This is a genomic window from Microterricola gilva (assembly GCF_004217495.1).
Lineage (GTDB): Bacteria > Actinomycetota > Actinomycetes > Actinomycetales > Microbacteriaceae > Microterricola > Microterricola gilva.
In genome coordinates, this window is sequence record NZ_SHLC01000001.1 from 3,072,911 (window position 1) to 3,092,969 (window position 20,059).

The 20,059-nt window shown below is 69.6% G+C and carries 15 protein-coding genes; 9 read left to right on the forward strand and 6 right to left on the reverse strand.

The genetic code is table 11. The features are described 5' to 3' along the window. Positions 1–71 precede the first annotated feature (71 nt). Together EV379_RS14230 and EV379_RS14235 are read left to right on the forward strand one after the other, a co-directional pair. Positions 72–1,088, forward strand: coding sequence for an NADP-dependent oxidoreductase (locus tag EV379_RS14230; RefSeq protein ID WP_242616391.1), 1,017 nt, complete (start codon positions 72–74; stop codon positions 1,086–1,088). Continuing rightward, positions 1,085–2,503 (forward strand): cryptochrome/photolyase family protein, encoded by a 1,419-nt coding sequence (locus EV379_RS14235; protein ID WP_130506716.1) that lies wholly within the window; start codon positions 1,085–1,087, stop codon positions 2,501–2,503. Before EV379_RS14230 ends, EV379_RS14235 begins: the two co-directional genes overlap by 4 nt. Positions 2,504–2,528: 25 nt before the next feature. Here EV379_RS14235 and EV379_RS14240 read toward each other — a convergent pair whose 3' ends face one another. Beyond that, the gene (locus EV379_RS14240) at positions 2,529–3,485 is read right to left on the reverse strand and encodes an ArsR/SmtB family transcription factor (RefSeq protein WP_130506717.1); all 957 of its coding nucleotides are present in this window, start codon (positions 3,483–3,485) and stop codon (positions 2,529–2,531) included. A 56-nt stretch (positions 3,486–3,541) separates the two neighbouring features. On the opposite strand from EV379_RS14240, the gene EV379_RS14245 reads away from it, so the two are divergent. Then, positions 3,542–5,011, forward strand: coding sequence for an MFS transporter (locus EV379_RS14245; protein ID WP_130506718.1), 1,470 nt, complete (start codon positions 3,542–3,544; stop codon positions 5,009–5,011). Here EV379_RS14245 and EV379_RS14250 read toward each other — a convergent pair. The 3 genes from EV379_RS14250 to aceA form a co-directional block, all read right to left on the reverse strand. Next, on the reverse strand, positions 4,989–5,537 hold the full coding sequence (locus EV379_RS14250) for a GNAT family N-acetyltransferase (RefSeq protein ID WP_130506719.1): 549 nt from the start codon (positions 5,535–5,537) through the stop codon (positions 4,989–4,991). The two genes, EV379_RS14245 and EV379_RS14250, sit on opposite strands and share 23 nt — an antisense overlap. Positions 5,538–5,649: 112 nt before the next feature. Beyond that, positions 5,650–7,353, reverse strand: a complete 1,704-nt coding sequence (aceB, locus tag EV379_RS14255) for a malate synthase A (RefSeq protein WP_130506720.1) — start codon at positions 7,351–7,353, stop codon at positions 5,650–5,652. 27 nt (positions 7,354–7,380) lie between these two features. After that, the gene (gene aceA, locus EV379_RS14260) at positions 7,381–8,721 is read right to left on the reverse strand and encodes an isocitrate lyase (protein WP_130506721.1); all 1,341 of its coding nucleotides are present in this window, start codon (positions 8,719–8,721) and stop codon (positions 7,381–7,383) included. Between the two features lie 279 nt (positions 8,722–9,000). Between aceA and EV379_RS14265 the strand changes: the two genes are divergently transcribed. From EV379_RS14265 to EV379_RS14285, 5 genes are read left to right on the forward strand one after another with little or no spacing between them, the layout of a single operon-like run. Further along, the gene (locus tag EV379_RS14265) at positions 9,001–10,260 is read left to right on the forward strand and encodes an ABC transporter ATP-binding protein (RefSeq protein WP_242616392.1); all 1,260 of its coding nucleotides are present in this window, start codon (positions 9,001–9,003) and stop codon (positions 10,258–10,260) included. 2 nt (positions 10,261–10,262) lie between these two features. After that, entirely contained in the window at positions 10,263–11,450 is a 1,188-nt protein-coding gene (locus EV379_RS14270) for a polyamine ABC transporter substrate-binding protein (RefSeq protein WP_130506723.1), read from the forward strand. Continuing rightward, entirely contained in the window at positions 11,450–12,367 is a 918-nt protein-coding gene (locus tag EV379_RS14275; protein WP_130506724.1) for an ABC transporter permease, read from the forward strand. The genes EV379_RS14270 and EV379_RS14275 overlap by 1 nt, the downstream gene beginning before the upstream one ends. Next, positions 12,364–13,272, forward strand: a complete 909-nt coding sequence (locus EV379_RS14280; RefSeq protein ID WP_130506725.1) for an ABC transporter permease — start codon at positions 12,364–12,366, stop codon at positions 13,270–13,272. The genes EV379_RS14275 and EV379_RS14280 overlap by 4 nt, the downstream gene beginning before the upstream one ends. Before the next feature lie 31 nt (positions 13,273–13,303). Continuing rightward, positions 13,304–14,950 (forward strand): amidohydrolase, encoded by a 1,647-nt coding sequence (locus EV379_RS14285; protein WP_130506726.1) that lies wholly within the window; start codon positions 13,304–13,306, stop codon positions 14,948–14,950. On the opposite strand, the gene EV379_RS14290 is transcribed toward EV379_RS14285, so the two are convergent. After that, the gene (locus EV379_RS14290; RefSeq protein ID WP_207226261.1) at positions 14,947–15,765 is read right to left on the reverse strand and encodes a glycoside hydrolase family 16 protein; all 819 of its coding nucleotides are present in this window, start codon (positions 15,763–15,765) and stop codon (positions 14,947–14,949) included. The two genes, EV379_RS14285 and EV379_RS14290, sit on opposite strands and share 4 nt — an antisense overlap. A 162-nt stretch (positions 15,766–15,927) precedes the next feature. Here EV379_RS14290 and EV379_RS14295 point away from each other — a divergent pair, with 162 nt between their 5' ends. Beyond that, positions 15,928–17,436, forward strand: coding sequence for a helix-turn-helix transcriptional regulator (locus EV379_RS14295; protein WP_130506727.1), 1,509 nt, complete (start codon positions 15,928–15,930; stop codon positions 17,434–17,436). A gap of 22 nt (positions 17,437–17,458) precedes the next feature. On the opposite strand, the gene EV379_RS14300 is transcribed toward EV379_RS14295, so the two are convergent. Beyond that, entirely contained in the window at positions 17,459–20,011 is a 2,553-nt protein-coding gene (locus EV379_RS14300) for a DEAD/DEAH box helicase (RefSeq protein ID WP_130506728.1), read from the reverse strand. Between the last annotated feature and the right edge of the window lie 48 nt (positions 20,012–20,059).

Here is a 20,059-nt window from a genome sequence, read left to right on the forward strand (position 1 = left end):
GGCGCCTGGCGCCGGTGCCACACCGGGATCGAAGTGATGGCACAGTGGTCAGAGACAGTGAGGAGCACAGGATGTCGCAGCAGAACACCGCACCAGCCACCGTTGGCGCAGCGATCCCGAGCAGCATGCGGGCGGCCGTGATCAGCGAACTCGGCCCGGCAGAGCTGCTGCACATCGCCGAGGTGCCCGTCCCCGTTCGCATCAGCGACGAGGTGCTCGTGCGCGTCGTGGCCGCGGCGGTCAACCCCATCGATGCGAAGACCAGGGCCGGCCGCGGGGTCTCCGCCGCCATCACCGCGTATCCGCAGATTCTCGGCCTCGACTTCGCCGGTGTCATCGAGCAGGTGCCGTACGCCGCGCACCCGCTTCAGCCGGGCGACGCCGTCTACGGCATGGGCCGCGTGCCGCGTGCGAGTGGCAGCTACGCCGAGTACATCACGGTGTCCTCGATGAGCGTCGCGCCGAAGCCGGCGACCCTCAGCTTCGCCGAGGCCGCCGCCGTCCCCGTCGCCGCGCTCACCGCGTGGGGAATGGTCGTCGAGGTCGCGAAGGCGCACCAGGGCCAGCGGATGCTCGTGCACGCCGGCGCGGGCGGAGTCGGCCATTTCGCCGTGCAGTTCGCCCGCTTCTTCGGTGCGACCGTGATCGCGACCTGCTCGGCCGAGAACGCCGACTTCGTGCGCGGGCTCGGCGCCGACACCGTCATCGACTACCGCAGCGAGCGCTTCGAAGACGTCGTGAGCGACGTCGACGTCGTGATCGACCTGATCGGCAACGTGCACGCAGACACCGGCACCCGCTCGCTCGACGTGCTCCGCCCCGGCGGTCTGCTCGTCAACGCACCGACGGGCAGCTGGCCGAGCATGGTCGCGGATGCCGCAGCACGCGGCATCCGCGCCACCGGATTCAACACCTCCCCGGACGCACGGACGCTCGCCGTGATCACGCGGCTGATCGAGCAGGGCCAGGTGCGCCCGCACGTCGACCGCGTGTTCCCCCTGGCGGAGGCCACCGAAGCCCACCGCGTGCAGGAGGGCGGCCACGTGCGCGGCAAGCTCGTCCTGCAGGTCGACGACACTCTCCAGTGACCACCGCGCCCGCGCTGCTCTGCTTTCGGGATGACCTCCGCCTCGGCGACAACCCGGCGCTCACGGCCGCCATCGACGCCGGCGGCCCCGTGCTCGCCGTCTACGTGCTGGACGAGGAATCCGATGGGGTGCGCCCGCTGGGCGCGGCCGCCCGGTGGTGGCTGCACCAGAGCCTGAGCTCGCTCCGCGCCCAGCTCGCGGCGATCGGAATCCCGCTGCTGCTGCGCCGCGGCAGGGCCGACTCGGTGATCGCCGGTCTCGCGGCCGAGAGCGGCGCGATGTCCGTGTTCTGGAATCGGCGCTACGGCCTGGCTGAGCGCACCGTCGACGCCGCGCTGAAGTCCGAGCTGCGCGCCGCCGGCGTGACCGCACAGAGCTTCGCCGCCTCCCTGCTGTTTGAACCGTGGACGGTGTCGACGGGTTCCGGCGCGCCGTACTCGGTGTTCACCCCGTACTGGCGACGGCTGATCGCGCTGCCCGAACCCCGGCTACCGCTGCCAACGCCGGCCGGCCCGGGGGCGGCGGATGCCGCGGCGGCCGCAGGGTTCGCGGCGACGCTGGCCGGCGATGAGCTGGACGCCTGGGAACTGCAGCCGAGCCGCCCAGACTGGGCAGGCGGCTTGCGCGCGAGCTGGCAACCGGGCGAGGCGTCCGCGTTGCGGTTGCTGCGGGAGTTCCTCGCCGACGCACTCCCCCGTTATGAGGCGGAGCGCGATGTGCCGGCCGAGCAGGCGACGTCCCGCCTCTCCCCCGCGCTCCGCTGGGGCGAGATCAGCCCGCACACCGTGTGGCACGAGACGGTGCGGGTGCGCAACGCCGCCGCTGCGGCATCCGGCGGCTCCAGCCCGCTCGCCTCCGCCGCGACCGCATTCCTGCGCCAGCTGGCCTGGCGGGAGTTCGCCGCCCACGTGAGCTTCCACGCACCGGATCTCGGTCGGGTCAACTGGCGTCGCGAGTTCGACGGCTTCGAGTGGCCGCCGCTCGATTCTGCCGCACTCGGAGCATGGCAGCGGGGGCGAACGGGGGTTCCCCTGGTCGATGCCGGCATGCGCGAACTGTGGACGACGGGCACCATGCACAACCGGGTGCGCATGGTCGTCGCCTCCTACCTGTGCAAGAACCTGCTGATCGACTGGCGCCACGGCGAGGAGTGGTTCTGGCAGACCCTCGTCGACGCCGACGCGGCGAGCAATGCGTTCAACTGGCAGTGGGTCGCCGGGTCCGGGGCGGATGCCGCGCCCTACTTCCGGGTCTTCAACCCGCTACTGCAGCAGCAGAAGTTCGACCCGCACGGGGAGTACGTGCGCCGTCACCTGCCCGAGTGGGGAACGCCGGACTACCCGGAACCGCTCGTCGACCTCGCCGAGAGCCGCCGTGCCGCCCTCGCCGCATACGAGCGGCTCCGGCGCCGCTGATGTGACGTCGGGGCGCTGGGCGGGGTCAGCCGGCGAGGAGCGCCGAGCCGAGCTCGCTGCGGAGGTAGAGCATGCTGTGCCCGTAGCGCGTAGCGGTGAGCAGCCCGGCATCCCGCAACACCCGCAAGTGCTGGTTGACCGCAGAGGTCGAGACGCCGAAGCGCACCCCCAGCTCGGTGGATGACGCCGGCTCCGCGAGCGCGATCAGCAGCCGGGCCCGCGTCTCCCCGACGATCGCGGCGAGCGCCGCGGGGTTCTGCACCCGTTCGGCCTCCCACATCGCGCCCTGCCCGCGGGCCGGATAGAACATCGACGGCGGTTCGGCGGGGTCGACCGGCGCAGAGGCCCGCGTCGTGAACATCGTCGGCACCAGGGTGAGGCCGGCACCCCCGATGTGCTCGATACGCTCACGCGGGTCGCGCAGCCGGAGCGAGAGCACACGGCCGTCAAACTCGGCGGTCGGGGCCAGGCCGTTGAGCATCACGGCGAGGCCGCTCTGCGCGACCTGCCTCCCGCGGTAGACGATGTCGGCCTCGAGGATCGCGCGCATCCGCACCCAGTACGGCGCGAAGCAGGCCGCCCACAGCCCCTCAAGCGCATCGACGACCCTGGCGATGGCGACGCGCGGCGGTCCGTCGAGCACGGCGGGCATCTCGCCCTGGTGCACGCCGAGAATCTGGCTGACGAAGCGCTCGCTCGGCATCCGGCGCAGGGCGGCGAGTTCGTCGTCGAGCCGGGTCAGCGGGGAGAGCGGGCGCGGGTTCAGGAAGTCCGGCGTCCAGAGCCGCTCGTCCACGAGCGCGGTCAGCACCTCGAGGTCGAGTCCGGCCCTGGCCGCCTCGGTGCGGCGCAGCCACGGCAGCTGCAGCGGGTAGCGGGAGGGCTCGCGCAGGGTGCGCAGCGAGAGGCCGAGCTCGCAGAGCGGCGAGATTCCGAAGCGCACATCGCCGAGGTCGGCGTCGTGCAGCACGTAGCGCAACATGAAGCCCCAAGCTACATCAATATTCGCCGCGATGCCGCGAGTGCGAGAAATGGACCATGAGCACGAACGCCAGCCCCGAGACCGACGGCATCGAGACGATCCCCGGCGGCTCCCCGAACTCCGGCCCGGATTCCACTGCGGATGCCGGGGCGGCAGCCGCCGACCGCGCCCAGCGCCCGGCCGGCATCCGCGGCGCCCTCGCCGACCCGGTGCTGCGGGTCCTGGCCGGCGCCACGATCGTCTCCACGGTCGGCCGTGGCATCTTCTACACCCTCACCGTGCTCTACTTCACGCACTTCGTCGGGCTGAGCGCGACCGAGATCGCCGTGATCCTCGGCGTCTCGGCCGGCGTCGGGGTGCTCACCTCCTACGCGGGCGGGCACTATGCCGACCGCTTCTCCGCGCGCCGCATGCTCGTGGTCTTCGTGGCCCTCGAGGGGGTCGCGATGGCGGCCTACCCCTTCGCGAGCGACTTCACCGCGGCCCTCATCCTCGCCACCCTGGCTACCGGCCTGAACCGGGCGGCGAACTCCACCCGCTCGGCCATCATCGCCCGCGCCTTTGACGCCGAGCACCGGGTGCACACCCGCGCCGTGCTGCGGACCATCACCAACGTCGGCATCGCGGCGGGCGGCGCGATCGGCGGCATCGCACTCCTCGCCGGCACGATGGAGGCTTATCGTGGGCTGATGATCGCCGCCGGTGTGATCTACCTGCTCAGCACGGTGCAGTTGCTGCGGCTGCCTGCCCGCGTTGATGCCCCGCCGCGCGCCGTGCGCATCACCCTGGAGCCGGACGCGGACACCGCCGCGCACGCCGCAGCCGACATCGCCGAGGCGCGCGTCGCCGCGGAGGAGGCCGCCGCGGCATCCGCGCGCTCGCCATTCCGCGACCGGCGCTACATCGCGCTCACCGTGCTCTCCGGCGTCTTCGGCATGCAGTTCGCGCTCGGCGAGATCGGGGTGCCGCTGTGGATCGCGCACAACACCGCCGCGCCGGACGTGATGGTGTCGGTCAGCCTCATCATCAACACCCTCGTGGTGATCGCGCTGCAGATTCCGCTCTCGCGCGGCACCGACGACATCCGCAGGGCCGGCCGCTCCGTGCTGCTCGCCGGCGCGCTCATGGTGCTCGCCTGCGCCCTCTACGCGGCGTCGGCCGGGGAACCGGATGCCGCGGGCGGCGGTATCGACGCTGCCATCGCGGTGGCGATCGCCCTGCTCGTGGCCGGCGCCCTCACCCACGCACTGGCCGAGATCCTCTCGCAGGCCGGGACGTGGGGGCTCAGCTTCGAGCTCGCCGATCCGCGGCGCGCCGGCGCCTACCAGGGCATGTTCGGCATGGGCTTCTCGCTCGGCGCGATGTGCGCGCCGCTCGTGATCACGGCGACGGCGCTGCAACTCGGCACGCTCGGCTGGGCGATCCTCGCCGTGCTGTTCGCGGCGTCATCCGCCGGCATCTGGCTGATCGCCCATCGCGCCGCCCCACCGTCACAACCTTCGGTTAGAGGGCGCGCTCGAGCGTGAAGTCGTTCTCGTAGACGCCACCGAGCAGGAACCGCTTGCGACCGACCGTGGCGAAACCGTGCTTCTCGTAGAAGCGGATCGCCCGCGCGTTCTGCTCGTTGACGCCGAGCCAGGCACCGGCGGCACCGCGCTCGCCGGCGGCCTCGAGCGTCGCCGCCATCAGCGCGGACGCCGTGCCGGCGCCGTGCGCCTCGGCCCTCACGTAGCACTTGCTGAGCTCGACGGTCGGGCGGATGCCGAGGGCTCCGGCCACGTCGGGGTCGCTCGGTTCACCGAACACCAGCAGCGTGTAGCCGACGGCGAGGCCATCCTGCTCGGCGACGAGCACCAGCTTCGCCGGGTCACTGAGATACTCCCCGAATCGCGCCTCAGAGAGCACGTCGCGCAGGAACTCGGCGATCGCCGCCTCGGTGGTCTGCGGCGGGCAGGCGAGGCGGAACGTCGCGGCGGCCAGGGTGGCGAGCGCCGCGGCATCGGCCGGCCCGGCGGTGCGAACGGCCACGACGGAACTGCTGGCTGCTGTCATCGCACCAGCATAGGGTCGCCCAGGAGTCGTGCAAAAACGCAGGAGCAGAGCGCCGCGGGCCGCCATATCGGCCCGGTAACGCTCTGCTCCTGCGCTTTCTCGGTGGACCGCCCTAGAAGTAGCGGGCGTACGCCCCCACCGTCAGGAACGCCGGGAACTCCGGCTCAAGCGCGACGGACGTGAAGACCTCGATGGCGTCGTCGAAGCGGTCGCCGTCGAAGCGGTCGAGCCCGGCCGTCACCTGCGCGAGCACCGAGTGCGCCCACTCGGCGTCGATGCGCCGCCCCTCGGCCGTGACCGTGTTCTCGTTCACCCACTGCCACACCTGGGAGCGGGAGATCTCGGCCGTCGCCGCGTCCTCCATCAGGTTGTCGATGGCGACGGCGCCGATGCCGCGCAGCCACGACTCGATGTAACGCAGCGCGATCCCGATGTTGTCGGCGACGCCGGCCTCCGTCACCTGCCCGCCCGCCCAGCCGATGTCGAGCAGCTGGGCCGCCGTCACCTGCACCTCGTCACGCGTGCGGTGCAACTGTTCCGTTGCACCCTGCGGCCCCGACCGGAACGCCGCATCGAACTCGGCGCGCGCCGTTGGAATCAGGTCAGGGTGCGCGACCCAGGTGCCGTCGAAGCCGTCGGCGGCCTCGCGCCGCTTGTCTGCGGCGACCTGCTCCAGCGCACGCGCGGTGACCTCTGGATCACGCCGGTTCGGGATGAACGCACTCATGCCTCCGATGGCATATGCCCCGCGACGGTGGCAGGTCGAGACGAGCAGCTCGGTGTACGCCCGCATGAACGGCACGGTCATCGTGATGTGTTTGCGGTCGGGCAGCACGAAGCGCCGTCCCCGCGAGCGGAAGGCCTTGATGATCGAGAAGATGTAGTCCCAGCGCCCGGCGTTCAACCCGGCGCAGTGCTCGCGCAGCTCGTAGAGGATCTCCTCCATCTCGAGTGCCGCCTGGATGGTCTCGATCAGCACGGTGGCCCGGATGGTGCCCCGGTCGATGCCGATGTAGGCCTGGGCGAAGACGAAGATGTCATTCCACAGACGCGCCTCGAGGTGGCTCTCGAGCTTCGGCAGGTAGAAGTAGGGTCCACTGCCGAGCTCGATCAGTCGGGTCGCGTTGTGGAAGAAGTAGAGCCCGAAGTCGACGAGGCTGCCTGAGGCGTTCATCGTGCGCCCGGTCCGGTCGCGGAAGCGCAGGTGCTTCTCCTCCAGGTGCCAGCCGCGCGGGCGCATCACGATCGTCGGGGTGTCCGGGCCCGCGATGTCGTGCGTGACCGCGTACTCCTTACCCTCCGTGCTGGTGAAGTGGAGCTGTCCGCTCAGTGCGTCCAGCAGGGTCAGCTGTCCCTCGATCACGTTCTGCCACGTCGGGCTTGTGGCGTCCTCCTGGTCGGCGAGCCAGACCTTCGCGCCGGAGTTCAGCGCGTTGATCGCCATCTTGCGATCGGTCGGTCCGGTGATCTCGACCCGCCGGTCTTCGAGGCCGGGCCCGGCGCCCGCGACCCGCCAACTCGTATCCGCACGGATGTGTGCCGTCTCCGCGAGGAAGCCCGGGTTGCGGCCCTGCGCCGCGTCGACCCTGTTGCGCAGCCGGGCGGCGAGCCGGTCGTGGCGGATGCCGGCGAAGCGGTCGTGCAGAGCGGCGAGGAAGTCCAGTGCCTCCGGCGTGAGGATCTCGTCGTAGCGCGGCCCGAGCGCCGCCGAGACCTCGATGCGCGGTTCGTACGCCGGGAAAGCCCCGCCGGGGACTGTGGGGGTCGCTGCCGTCGTGGGCCGCGGCTCTGCAAATGTTGTCGCTGTCGTGTTCATGGTCGTGTCTCCTTGCGTGGCGAAAAATCAGAACTGTTCGGCCTCGGTCGATCCGACGAGGGCAAGGGTGGCGCTGTCGGGGTTGAGCGCGGTGGCGATCCGGTCGAAGTAGCCGGTGCCGACTTCCCGCTGGTGGCGGGTGGCCGTGTAGCCGGAGGTCTCCGAGGCGAACTCGGCCTCCTGCAGTTCGACGTATGCGCTCATGTGCCGGCTGTTGTAGTCCTGGGCGAGCGTGAACATCGAGTGGTTGAGCGAGTGGAATCCGGCCAGGGTGATGAACTGGAAGGCGTAGCCGAGCGCCGCCAGATCCCGCTGGAAGGTGGCGATCTGCTCGTCGTTCAGGTGGCGCTTCCAGTTGAACGACGGCGAGCAGTTGTAGGCGAGGCGCTTGCCCGGGTACTCGGCGTGGATCGCCTCGGCGAAACGGCGTGCGAGCTCCAGGTCGGGCTCGGCGCTCTCGACCCAGATCAGATCGGCGTACGGCGCGTAGGCGAGGCCGCGGGCGATGACCGGTTCGATGCCGTTCTGCACCGTGTAGAAGCCCTCGGCTGTGCGTTCCCCGGTGATGAACGGCCGGTCGCGCTCGTCGTGGTCGCTCGTGATGAGGGTGGCCGCGAGCGAGTCGGTGCGGGCGATCACGATCGTCGGCACACCGGCGACGTCGGCCGCGAGGCGGGCGGCGTTGAGCGTGCGGATGTGCTGCCCGGTCGGAACGAGCACCTTGCCGCCCATGTGGCCGCACTTCTTCTCGCTGGCGAGCTGGTCCTCCCAGTGCACACCGGCCGCGCCGGCCTCGATCATCGACGACATCAGCTCGTAGGCGTTCAGCGGCCCGCCGAAGCCGGCCTCGGCGTCGGCGACGATCGGCGCCATCCAGTCGGTGGCCTCGCCCGCGTCGCTTGAGGCTGTCGACCCCCCGCCCTCCGCGAATTCGATCTGGCCGGCCCGCAGCAGCGCGTTGTTGATGCGGCGGACGACAGCAGGAACCGAGTTCGCCGGGTACAGCGACTGGTCCGGGTAGGTCTGCCCGCTGAGGTTGGCGTCGGCCGCAATCTGCCAGCCGGAGAGGTAGATCGCCTGCAGCCCCGCCCGCACCTGCTGCACGGCCTGGTTACCGGTGAGCGCACCGAGCGCGGCGACCCAGCGGGGGTCCTCCGGCGTGCCGTTGTTCTGCACGAGGTCCCACAGCTTCTCCGCTCCGCGCCTGGCGAGGGTGCGTTCCTCGCGCACCGCGCCGCGCAGGGCGACCACGTCGGCGGCGGTGTAGTCGCGGCGGATGTCGGTCCAGCGGGCGTCGGCCGCCCACTCGAGCTCCAGCTCCTCCGCGGTCTGGGTCTGGTCGCCTGCCCGGTTGCTCTGCTGCGTCATGGTGTTCTCCCTCGAACTGCTGATTCGGTCGCCGTGTGTTGTTCGGCATCCGTTGTGGCCTGAACCCACTCTGCGGCCGCGGCATCGGGTACGGGCCACGGTCCAGGGGGTGAAGTTTCGGCAAAGTTCTGCGCGGCGGAACTCCGCCGCTTTCGACGGCCGAACATCACGATTTCGACGGTCTTCGCAACGAAATGGCCTCTTCGCAACGAAAAACATTGTGCAAAAGGGTTTTCAAGGATTGAATGACCCACAACGTTTGCAGCTATGGAGGTGCCGGTGACCGTTCTCGACCAATCCGATTCGAGTGCCCAGCGAGATCGCGAGCGCACGGGGACGATCGAGCTTCAGGGCATCAGCAAGTTCTACGGCGACGCCCCGGCGGTGAACGATCTCAGCCTCGACATCGCGGCCGGCGAGTTCATCTCCCTGCTCGGCCCGTCCGGCTGCGGCAAGACGACGACGCTGCGCATGATCGCCGGCTTCGAACACCCGGATGCCGGCGACATCCGCATCTCGGGTCAGAGCGTGCTCGGCCAGCCGCCGTACCGCCGCAACGTCAACACGGTGTTCCAGGCCTACGCGCTGTTCCCACACATGAGCATCGCCGAGAACGTGGCATACGGCCTGCAGCAGAAGCGCACGCCCAAGGCCGAGATCCGCGAGCGCGTCGCCGAGGCGCTCGAGATGGTGCAGATGCGCCGTTTCGCCGACCGCAAGCCGACGCAACTCTCTGGCGGCCAGCAGCAGCGCATCGCGCTGGCGCGGGCCCTCGTCAACCGGCCGGCCGTGCTCCTGCTCGACGAGCCTCTCGGCGCACTCGACCGGCAGTTGCGTGAGGAGATGCAGCTTGAGCTCAAGCTGCTCCAGTCCCGGCTCGGCATCACCTTCGTGTTCGTCACCCACGACCAGGGCGAGGCCCTGTCGATGAGCGACCGGATCGCGATCATGCGCGACGGCCACATCGAGCAGCTCGCCGACGCCGACACCATCTACGGCGCACCGGCCACCGCCTATGTGGCCGGCTTCGTCGGCCAACAGAACTTCATCGGCGGCACGGTCGCGGGCACCGCCCCGGATGCCGCGACGCTGCAGAGCTCATACGGGCTGTTGCGGGCGGCGAGCACGGCAAGCGGCAGCGCCCGGCTCCGGGTCGGCGATGCGGCCCAGGCCGCCGTGCGCCCCGAGTTCGTGCAGATCGCCGCCCGCTCCGCCGCCGAGCCGAGCGACGGCGGCGTCAATCGGGTGGCCGGCAGCCTCATCGGGGTCTCACACCTGGGCGAGACGATGCAGTACCTCGTCCAGCTCGACGGCGGCGAACAGAGCATGCTCGTGCGCCGGCCGACCCCTGAGGCACCCCGGCTCGCGATCGGCGACGCCGTCTGGTGCTCGTGGACGCCGGAGTCCGTCATCCTCTTCCCCGCCGCCGAGGAGCTCCCCGTCGCGGCCCACGTCGAGCCGCCCACCGTCAACACCGTCGCCGCCGCACACCCGGCGTCGGAATCCGAACCCTCCGCACCCACAGCCAATCGGGAGTAATCATGAGCGCCGAACGATCCCCCCTGCGAATTCTGGCCAGCACGTCGGCCGCGCCGATCATCGCCAAGGAGCTCAGCCGACGACGCTTTCTGAGCTTCGCCGCCGCGGCCGGTGGAACCATCTTCCTGGCCGCGTGCAGCAGCCCGAGCGGCAACGCCGGCTCCAGCCCGCAGGCCTCTGGCGGGCCGTTGGAGGACAAGCTCTCCATCTACACCTGGGGAGACTACGACGCCCCGTCCGTGCTCGAGGACTTCACCGCGACCCTCGGCCCGGCAGTCACGCTGGACTCCTTCGCCTCCAACGAGGAGATGATCTCCAAGCTCGTCGCGGCCAAGGGCACCAGCGGCTACGACATCATCGTGCCGACCGGTCCGTTCATCCCACAGATGGTCGAGAACGGCCTGCTCACCAAGCTCAACCGCGAGCTGATCCCGAACATCAGCTACATGGACCCGGCCTTCCTCGGACAGAACTGGGATCCGGAGAACGAGTACACCATCTGCAAGGCATGGGGCACGACGGGCTTCGTCTACGACAAGACCGTCATCACGCGCGAGCTCACCACCTGGGACGACTTCATTGACGCCGCCCAGAACGAGGCCAGCGGCAAGACCTCGCTGCTCGACGACCCGGCGCCGATGGCAGGCATCTACTTCTGGTCCAACGGAATCGACTGGATGACGACCGACCCGGCCGAGCTGGACGCCTGCGAGGAATTCATGGTCAACGAGATGGCTCCGCACGTGACGGCGTTCGACTCCTACCCGGGCGGTGCCGCGATCCCGCAGGCGACGCACGCGCTCATGCAGGTGTGGAACGGCGACGCCCGGATCGGCATCCAGGAGAGCCCGGAGCCTGAGCGCTGGCAGTGGGTGCTCGGCGCCCCCGACACCGAGCTGTGGATGGACAACTGGGCGATTGCCGCTGGGGCACCGCACCCGGAGGCCGCGCACGCCTTCATCAACTTCGTACTCACCCCGGAGAACTCACTCGCCGAGCTCGACTACATCGGCTACCACACCGGCGCCCTCGACATCCAGCCGGATGCGGAGGCGGCCGGCATCGAGATGCTCGACCTGGTCTTCTTCACGCCGGAGCAGATCGCCACGATGCACACCGGTGAGGTCACCTCGGCTCAGCAGCGCATCGTCGACATCTGGAACAACACCAAGGCCGCTGCGGGCGCTTGATGGCAGACACCTCCGCTCCGCGTCGCCTGCCGGCGCCCCTCCTGGCGTTCCCAGCCTGGGCCTGGCTGTTGTTCTTCTTCGTCGCGCCCGTCGGCATGGTGCTCTGGTTCAGCTTCGGCTACAAACCAGGCATCTTCGGCACGCACGCCAATGACACGCTCTCCTTCGATCGTTACATCGAGGCGCTCTCCCCCACCTTCTTCGCCACATTCGCGAACACCCTCTGGGTCAGCCTCGCCGGCACGGCGCTGTGCCTCGTCATCGGTGCTCCTGTGGCCTATTGGATGGCGGTGAAGGCGCCGATGAACCGGCGTGGGCTGCTGCTCGCACTCGTGATGGTGCCGTTCTGGACCAACTTCCTCGTGCGCACGATCGGCTGGCAGGTGATCCTCGCCCCCGAGGGTTGGCTGTCGACACTGCTGCAGGCGGTCGGGCTGCAGGAGGGCCCCCTCGAGATCCTCTACACCCGCACCGCGGTGCTCATCGGCGTCGTCTACAACTACCTGCCGCTGATGATCCTGCCGCTGTTCGTCGCCTTCGACCGGGTGGGCGGGCCGCTGCGGGAGGCCAGCAAGGACCTCGGCGCCGACCGCATCCGCACCTTCTTCCGGGTCACCGTTCCGCTGGCGCAGCCCGGCATCGTCGCCGGCGTGCTGCTCGTCTTCATCCCGCTGATGGGCGACTACATCACCGCAACCGTGCTCGGCGGCGCCAAGGGCAACATGGTCGGCCAGCTCGTGGCCAGCCAGTTCCAGACGGCACAGAACTGGGCGCTCGGCTCGGCGATGGCCGTGCTGCTCATCCTGGTGATCGCGTTGACCGTGGCCGCCGGGGCCCTGTTGCTCTGGCTGCTGACGTGGCCGTCCCGTTCGAGCCGCCGCCTCGTGTTGGGCCCGGAGTCTGGAGCAACGTCATGACCGAGCTGCACGCCACCCGGGCCGTCGCCGTCGCCTCCGGCACCAAGCCGCCCCGCAAACACCGCACCCGCCGCTCGGCCACCGATGTCGGCCTGATGGTGTGGAGCGTGCTCGTCTTCCTGTTCCTGTTCGCCCCGATCATCGTGATCATCGCCTACTCCTTCAACGTCGGCCGCCTCCTCGTCTCCTGGGACCACTTCGGATTCGACTCCTTCGCGGCGATCGTCACGAAGTCGGCGATTCGGGATGCCGTCTGGCTCTCGATCCGCACCGGCGTGATCGCGGCCATCTTCGCCACCGCGCTCGGCACCCTCGCCGGAATCGCGATGGCACGCCGACCGGGCAAGTGGGTGTTCTGGTTCATCGGGCTGCTGCTGCTCGTCTCCGTCACACCCGAGATCGTCGACGCCGTGGCCCTGCTGCCGTGGCTCGTTTTCCTCGGCCAGGACCTCGGCATGAGCGTCTTCAGCGACGGTGTCGTGCGCCTCGTCATCGGCCACTCGCTCTTCGCGACGGCGATCGTGGCATACATCGTGCGGGCGAGGCTCGTTGGCCTCGATGCGCAGTTGGAGGAGGCATCAGCCGACCTCTACGCGCCGCCGCTGCGCACCTTCTGGCGGGTCACGCTGCCGCTCGCCCTGCCTGCCGTGCTCGCCGGCGGCCTGCTCTCGTTCACGCTCAGCCTCGACAATACGATCGTCGCGGCCTTCGTGCAGGTCTCCGGCACCACGCCGTGGCCGGTCTACGTGTTGAGCGCGCTGCGCAGCGGGCTGAGGCCGGAGATCGCCGCCGTGTCGACGATCATGCTGCTGCTCACTCTCTTCGCCCTCGCGATGGTCGCGGTCGTGCTGCGCCGGGCGGGTGACTCCGCCACGCAGATCGCCCGCACCATGGCCGGAAGCTAGGCACCATGGCAACAAACCAGTAGGAGGCATCATGCCGTACGCCGATCTCGTCTTCTCCGGCGGAAGTGTGTTCACCGCCGACACCGTGCGCTCCACGGCGAGCGCCGTCGCCGTGAAAGACGGCCGCATTGTCGCCGTCGGCCGGGACGACGTGCGCGAGCTGACGGGGCCGCACACCGAGGTGGTGAATCTGGCCGGGCGACTGCTCGTGCCCGGATTCCAGGACGCCCACGTGCACCCGGTGTGGGGCGGACTCGACCTGCTGCGCTGCAACCTCGCCGAGGTCGCCAGCCGCACCGAGTACCGCACGCTGATCGCCGAACACATGCAGGCGAACCCGGATGCTGAGTGGTTGCTCGGTGGCGGCTGGAGCATGTCGGTGTTCCCAGGCGGCACCCCGCTGGCATCCGATCTCGACGACATCGTCGCCGACCGCCCCGCCTTCCTCACCAACCGCGACGGGCACGGCGCCTGGGTCAACTCCCGCGCGCTTGAGCTGGCCGGCATCGACAAGCACACGCCGGATCCGGCCGACGGCCGCATCGAGCGGCTCGCCGACGGCACGCCGAGCGGCACCCTGCACGAGGGAGCGATGACGCTGGTGAATCGGCTGCTGCCGCCCGTCGGCGAGGCCGGCATGCGCGAGGCGCTGCTCACCGGGCAGAGGTACCTGCACGCCAACGGCATCACCGCCTGGCAGGATGCCATCGTCGGCAGCTACGGCGACGCCGACGACCCTGCGCCCGCCTACCTCGCCGCCGCGCACTCCGGTGAGCTGACCGCCCGAGTGATCGGGGCCCTGTGGTGGGATCGCAGTCGCGGGCTCGAGCAGATCGATGAGCTCGTCGCCAAGCGTGCTGCCGCACACTTCGGGCGCTTCGCCGCCACCAGCGTCAAGGTGATGCAGGACGGCGTCGCCGAGAACTTCACCGCCTCGATGCTGGAGCCATACGGCGACGGTCACGGCCACCCGAGCGACAACTCGGGCATCAGCTTCGTGCCGCCGGAGATCCTGAACGAGGCTGTGCCGCTGCTGGACGAGCTCGGCTTCCAGCTGCATTTCCACGCCATCGGCGACCGGGCGGTGCGGGAGTGCCTCGACGCCGTCTCCGAGGCCATTGCCCGCAATGGCCAGAGCGACAACCGGCACCACATCGCGCACCTCCAGGTGGTGCACCCCGACGACATCCCGCGGTTCCGGGCGCTCGGCGTCGCCGCGAACATGCAGGCGCTCTGGGCGACCCTCGAACCGCAGATGGTCGAGCTCACGCTGCCGTTCCTCGGCCCGGTCCGCTCGGCCTGGCAGTACCCATTCGGTGACCTGCTGCGCTCCGGTGCGGTGCTCGCGGCGGGAAGCGACTGGTCGGTGTCGACGCCCAACCCGCTCGCCGCCATCCACACGGCGGTGAACCGGCACGCGGCCCCCGGCTACGAGGAGGGTGACTACGAGGCCTTCCTGCCGGAGCAGACCATCGACCTGGGGAGTGCGCTCACCGCGTACACGGCAGGCTCGGCCTGGGTGAACCACCTCGAGAAGGAGACGGGCACGATCGAGGTCGGCAAGTTCGCGGACCTCACCGTGCTCTCCCGCGACCCGTTCGCCGGCCCGCGGGAGGAGATCGGCCTCGCCACGGTCGAGCAGACCTTCGTGGAGGGCGAGCGCGTCTTCCACCACTAGCTCCTCGGCGCGTAGCCGCGCACCCAGTCGACCTGGAACTCCTTCGGGTAGTGACCGGCGCCAGCGGCATCCCCAGCGGGCGGGACGTGGAAGATGTCGAGCATGAGCTGCATCGGGTAACCAGGCGATTGCGTCGTCTCGCGCACGAGCGCGTCGTCGATGTAGAAGCGCACGCCCCGCGGCGACCACTCGGCCGAGTACACGTGGACGTCCGTCGCGTCGCCGGCCATCGTCACCTTCTCGAAGTCGTCGACGATCGCGGGGTCATTGAACGGGTGCACGCCCATGCCCACGAGCGCGCCCTGGGGATGAACCTCGCTGCCGAAGATCTCCATCACACAGATCTCGGCGGACTGCTCCGGCGCCGACTCGACGCCGATCAACCACAACGCCACCATGCTGTGCGGGTCGGAGCTTGCCCGCGCCCGCAGCTCGATGAGGCCGTAGCGCGGCGTGTAGAGCAGCTCGTCCTCCTGCGCCTCCCGCACGAGCAGGTCACCCCGGAACGGGTGTTGCCCGCTGCCGCTGCCGACCGGGCCGGAGCGCACACCCGTCTGCAGATTCGAGACGCGCACTGTGCCGTCGTACTCGGGCGACCACGGCGGCTGGTCTGCGTCGATGCGGAGCGTCAGCAGCCCGTCCGCGATCGAGTAGCGCGCCCTGCTCGCCTCGCGGCCGCTCCACTGCGGCAGGTAGTGCGGAAGCCACTGCGTGGTGTCGAGCCCGCCAGGGCCGTCGCCCGTCCCGGCGAAATCGGAGTCGAACTCCAGGACGTAGCCGCGACGGTCCAGCATCTCGATCTGGCGCCCAGCCATGTGCACTCCGTTCCCGGCCGCCATGAGCGGCGACGGCATCAGTGTCGCAGATGGCACAGACGAGCCGCACGAACGCGCCCGCTGCAGCGCGCACCGTCCGTAAACAGAAGAAACTCGTTCTTTCTGTTTGCGGGCACGCGTGCCGCGTGGCAACATCGGTGCATGATCACCGCCGATCGCACCGCAGCCTCCGTGCACAACGCCGCCATCACCGGCGACGATGCCTCGGATGCCGCGACCGAGGTCGACGCGCTCACGCTCGGCCGGCGGATCCGCCAGCGTCGCACAGCACAGGGCATGACGCTCGAGCAGCTGGCCACCGCCATCGACCGTGCGCCCAGCCAGGTCTCGACGATCGAGAACGGCAAGCGGGAACCGCGGCTCTCGATGCTGCGCACCATCGCCATGGCACTCGACACCAGCGTCGACGAGCTGCTGCGCCCCGACGCGCCGAACGCCCGCGCCGCCCTCGAGATCGCCGTCGAGCGGGCTCAGCGCAGCCCCGTGTTCGGCGCGCTCGGACTGCCGAGCTTCCGCGTGGGCAAGGGGCACAGCGACCAGATGCTGCAGACGATCCTGACGCTGCACAACGAGATCGACCGGCTGCACAGGGAACGGGCGGCAACCCCGGAGGAGGCCCGCAGGGCCAACGCAGAGCTGCGGGCGACGATGCGCGCGCGTGACAACTACTTCGCCGAGCTGGAGACGGCGGCATCCGCCCTGCTCGGCGCCGTCGGACACACGGGCGGGCCCGTCTCGCAGCAGCTGGTTGCCGACATGGCCAGCCATCTCGGCTACTCGCTGCACTACGTCGGCGATCTGCCGCACTCCACCCGCTCGGTCACCGACAAGCGCAACGGCCGGGTCTACCTGCCCACGCAGCAGTCGGCCTCGCGGGACTCGCGCTCCCCCATCCTGCAGGCCCTCGCCAGCCATGTGCTCGGACACGAGGAGCCGAGAAATTATGCGGAGTTTCTGCGGCAGCGCATCGAGACCAACTACCTGACCGCGGCGATCCTGCTGCCGGAGCAGGCGACCGTGCGCTTCCTCAACGAGGCCAAGACGATGCGGCGCATCTCGATGGAGGAGCTGCGCGACGCCTTCGCCGTCTCGTACGAGACGGCGGCGCACCGCTTCACGAACCTCGCCACCGCTCGCCTCGACATTCCCGTGCACTTCATGAAGGTGCACGAGTCCGGCACCATCATCAAGGCATACGAGAACGACGCCGTGCGCTTCCCGAGCGACGCCCTCGGCGCCGTCGAGGGCACCATCGTCTGCCGCAACTGGACGGCGCGCACCGTGTTCGACGTCGAGGACCGCTTCAGCCCGTGGTACCAGTACACCGACACCCCGAGCGGGACCTTCTGGTGCACATCACGCATCGAGAAGGCCAAGGAGGGCGAGTACTCGGTGAGTGTCGGCGTGCCGTTCGCCCACGTCAAGTGGTTCCGCGGCCGCGAGACAACGCACCGTGCGGTGTCCCGCTGCCCGGACGAGTCCTGCTGCCGCCGGGCCCCGGCCGAGCTGGCCGAGCGCTGGGCCGAGCAGTCCTGGCCGGCCGCGCGCACCCCAACGAGCCTGCTGGCCGCGCTGCCGACCGGGACCTTCCCCGGCGTCGATCAGACCGAGGTCTTCCAGTTCCTCGAGACGCACGCGCCACACTCGTGATCGCGGGCTGGTAGTTGGCGGCTCAGAGGCGCGAGACCGCGGTCACCCGCACGACGGCCTCGCCGGCCTCGTCGGATGCCGCCAGGTCGACCTCTGCGCTGATGCCCCAGTCGTGGTTGCCTGCCGGGTCGTCGAGGATCTGACGCACCGTCCAGCTCGTCGCCGACTCCTCGATCATCAGCAGCGCCGCACCGCGGGCATCCGCCCCGGTGAGGATCTCGTCGTGCTCGGCGTAGTAGTCGTCGAGCGCCTCGGCCCAGTCCGCCTCGCCGAAGCCGTGCTCGGCGTCGAGCTCGCCGAGCGCCACGGCGTCGTCGCGCGCGGCCAACTGCACCCGGCGGAACAGCTCGTTGCGCACGAGCACGCGGAACGCCCGCGCGTTGCTGGTGAGGCGCTTGGGCGCGGGCGGCACGATCTCGTGCGCGTGCTCGGCGTGCGCGACGGCATCCGGGTGCACCATCTCATTCCACTCGTCGAGCAGGCTCGAGTCGACCTGGCGCACCAGCTCACCCAACCACTCGATCAGGTCGTGCAGGTCCTCGTTCTTGAACTCGTCGGGAATCGTCTGCCTGGCCGCGCGGAACGCGTCGCTCAGGTAGCGCAGCACGACGCCCTCCGACCGGGCCAGCTTGTAGAAGGCGATGAACTCGCCGAACGACATCGCCCGCTCGTACATGTCGCGCACGACCGATTTGGGCGAGAGCTCGAAGTCGGCGATCCACGGCTGCGCGGCCTTGTACGTGTCGAAGGCCGCTTCGAGCAGCTCGCCGAGCGGCTTGGGGTGCGTCACCTGTTCGAGCAGCTCCATGCGCTCGTCATACTCGATGCCCTCTGACTTCATCGCCGCGACGGCTTCACCGCGCGCCACGAACTGCTGTTGGCTGATCACGGGACGCGGGTCGTCGAGCGTCGCCTCGAGGATCGAGAGGATGTCGAGCGCGTAGGAGGCCGACTCCGGGTCGAGCAGCTCGAAGGCGGCGAGGGCGAACGGCGAGAGCGGCTGGTTCAGCGCGAAGTTCGGCTGCAGGTCGACGGTGAGGCGGATGTCGACGTCGCCGGATTCCCGCGTCCATTGCTCGACGATGCCGGCCTGGCGCAGCGTGCGGTAGATGCCGAGGGCCCGTCTGGCGAGCACGAGCTGGTTGCGCCATGGCTCGTGGTTGTCGAAGACGAGGTCGTGCAGGTGCTGGTAGACGTCGCCGCCACGGCCGATCACGTTGATCATCATCGCGCTGGTGATCTGCATCCGGGAGCTGAGAGCCTCCGGCTCGGCATCGATCAGCTTGCGGAACGACGGCTCGCCCCACGACACGAAGCCGTCCGGCGCCTTCTTGCGGATGATCTTGCGCCGCTTCTTCACATCGTCGCCGGCCTTCTCGACGGCCTTGATGTTCTCGCTCTCGTGCTCGGGCGCCTGGGCGACGACGGTTCCGGCGGTGTCGAAGCCGGCCCGACCGGCACGGCCGGCGATCTGGTGGAACTCCCGGGCGGTGAGGTGCCGCATCCGCTGCCCGTCGTACTTCGTCAGCGCGGTGAGCAACACCGTGCGGATCGGCACATTGATGCCGACGCCGAGGGTGTCCGTGCCGCAGATGACGCGCAGCATGCCGCGCTGGGCGAGCGTCTCGACGAGGCGACGGTACTTCGGCAGCATGCCGGCGTGGTGCACGCCGATGCCGGCCCGCAGCAGCCGGGAGAGCGTCTTGCCGAAGCTCGTGGTGAAGCGGAACTCGGCGATGAGCTCGGCGATCTGCTCCCGCTGCTCGCGGGTGGCGATCTTGGCGCTGGAGAGCGCCTGCGCCCGCTCGAGGGCGGCCGCCTGGGAGAAGTGCACCACGTAGATCGGCGACTGCCCGGTGCTGAGCAGCTCCTCGACGGTCTCGTGGATCGGCGTGACCTCGTAGTAGTAGTGCAGCGGCACGGGCCGCTCGACGCCGGTGACCTCAGCGGTCTCCCGTCCGGTGCGCCTGGTGAGGTCGCCGGCGATGAAGCGCGTGTCGCCGAGCGTCGCCGACATCAGTACGAATTGCACGCGCGGCAGCATGAGCAACGGCACCTGCCAGGCCCAGCCGCGGTCGGGGTCGGCGTAGAAGTGGAACTCGTCCATGACGACCTGGTCCACCTCCGTGTCCTCGCCGTGGCGGAGCGCCTGGTTGGCGAGGATCTCGGCCGTGCAGCAGATGATCGGGGCGTCCGGGTTCACCGCGGAATCGCCCGTCATCATGCCGACGTTCTCCGCACCGAAGATCTCGACCAGCGAGAAGAACTTCTCGCTGACGAGGGCCTTGATCGGCGCGGTGTAGAAGCTGCGCTTGCCTGCAGCGATGGCGGCGAAGTGTGCGCCGACGGCCACGAGCGACTTGCCGGTTCCGGTCGGGGTGCTGAGGATGAGGTTCGACGCGGAGACGATCTCGAGCAGCGCCTCTTCCTGGGCGGGGTAGAGCGTGAGCCCGCGATCCTTCACCCAGTCCTCGAACACGTCGAAGACGGCATCCGCGCTGAGTGCGTCGACGGCGAGGGCTCCGGATGCCGTGCGCGGCAGTCGATCGAGCAGTGGAATCGTCTCGATCGTCATGCTCTCAATCCTAGGCGGGAGGCTCCGCCGGTTGAGCCTGTCGAAACC

What these genes read in the sequence shown, in the direction of transcription:
- EV379_RS14290 (WP_207226261.1), bottom strand. Translation starts at nt 15,765, where the DNA reads ATGGCTGGGCGCCAGATCGAGATGCTGGACCGTCGCGGCTACGTCCTG.
- EV379_RS14280 (WP_130506725.1), top strand. Translation starts at nt 12,364, where the DNA reads ATGACCGAGCTGCACGCCACCCGGGCCGTCGCCGTCGCCTCCGGCACC.
- EV379_RS14230 (WP_242616391.1), top strand. Translation starts at nt 72, where the DNA reads ATGTCGCAGCAGAACACCGCACCAGCCACCGTTGGCGCAGCGATCCCG.
- EV379_RS14245 (WP_130506718.1), top strand. Translation starts at nt 3,542, where the DNA reads ATGAGCACGAACGCCAGCCCCGAGACCGACGGCATCGAGACGATCCCC.
- EV379_RS14275 (WP_130506724.1), top strand. Translation starts at nt 11,450, where the DNA reads ATGGCAGACACCTCCGCTCCGCGTCGCCTGCCGGCGCCCCTCCTGGCG.
- EV379_RS14270 (WP_130506723.1), top strand. Translation starts at nt 10,263, where the DNA reads ATGAGCGCCGAACGATCCCCCCTGCGAATTCTGGCCAGCACGTCGGCC.
- aceB (WP_130506720.1), bottom strand. Translation starts at nt 7,353, where the DNA reads ATGAACACGACAGCGACAACATTTGCAGAGCCGCGGCCCACGACGGCA.
- EV379_RS14300 (WP_130506728.1), bottom strand. Translation starts at nt 20,011, where the DNA reads ATGACGATCGAGACGATTCCACTGCTCGATCGACTGCCGCGCACGGCA.
- aceA (WP_130506721.1), bottom strand. Translation starts at nt 8,721, where the DNA reads ATGACGCAGCAGAGCAACCGGGCAGGCGACCAGACCCAGACCGCGGAG.
- EV379_RS14250 (WP_130506719.1), bottom strand. Translation starts at nt 5,537, where the DNA reads ATGACAGCAGCCAGCAGTTCCGTCGTGGCCGTTCGCACCGCCGGGCCG.
- EV379_RS14295 (WP_130506727.1), top strand. Translation starts at nt 15,928, where the DNA reads ATGATCACCGCCGATCGCACCGCAGCCTCCGTGCACAACGCCGCCATC.
- EV379_RS14285 (WP_130506726.1), top strand. Translation starts at nt 13,304, where the DNA reads ATGCCGTACGCCGATCTCGTCTTCTCCGGCGGAAGTGTGTTCACCGCC.
- EV379_RS14240 (WP_130506717.1), bottom strand. Translation starts at nt 3,485, where the DNA reads ATGTTGCGCTACGTGCTGCACGACGCCGACCTCGGCGATGTGCGCTTC.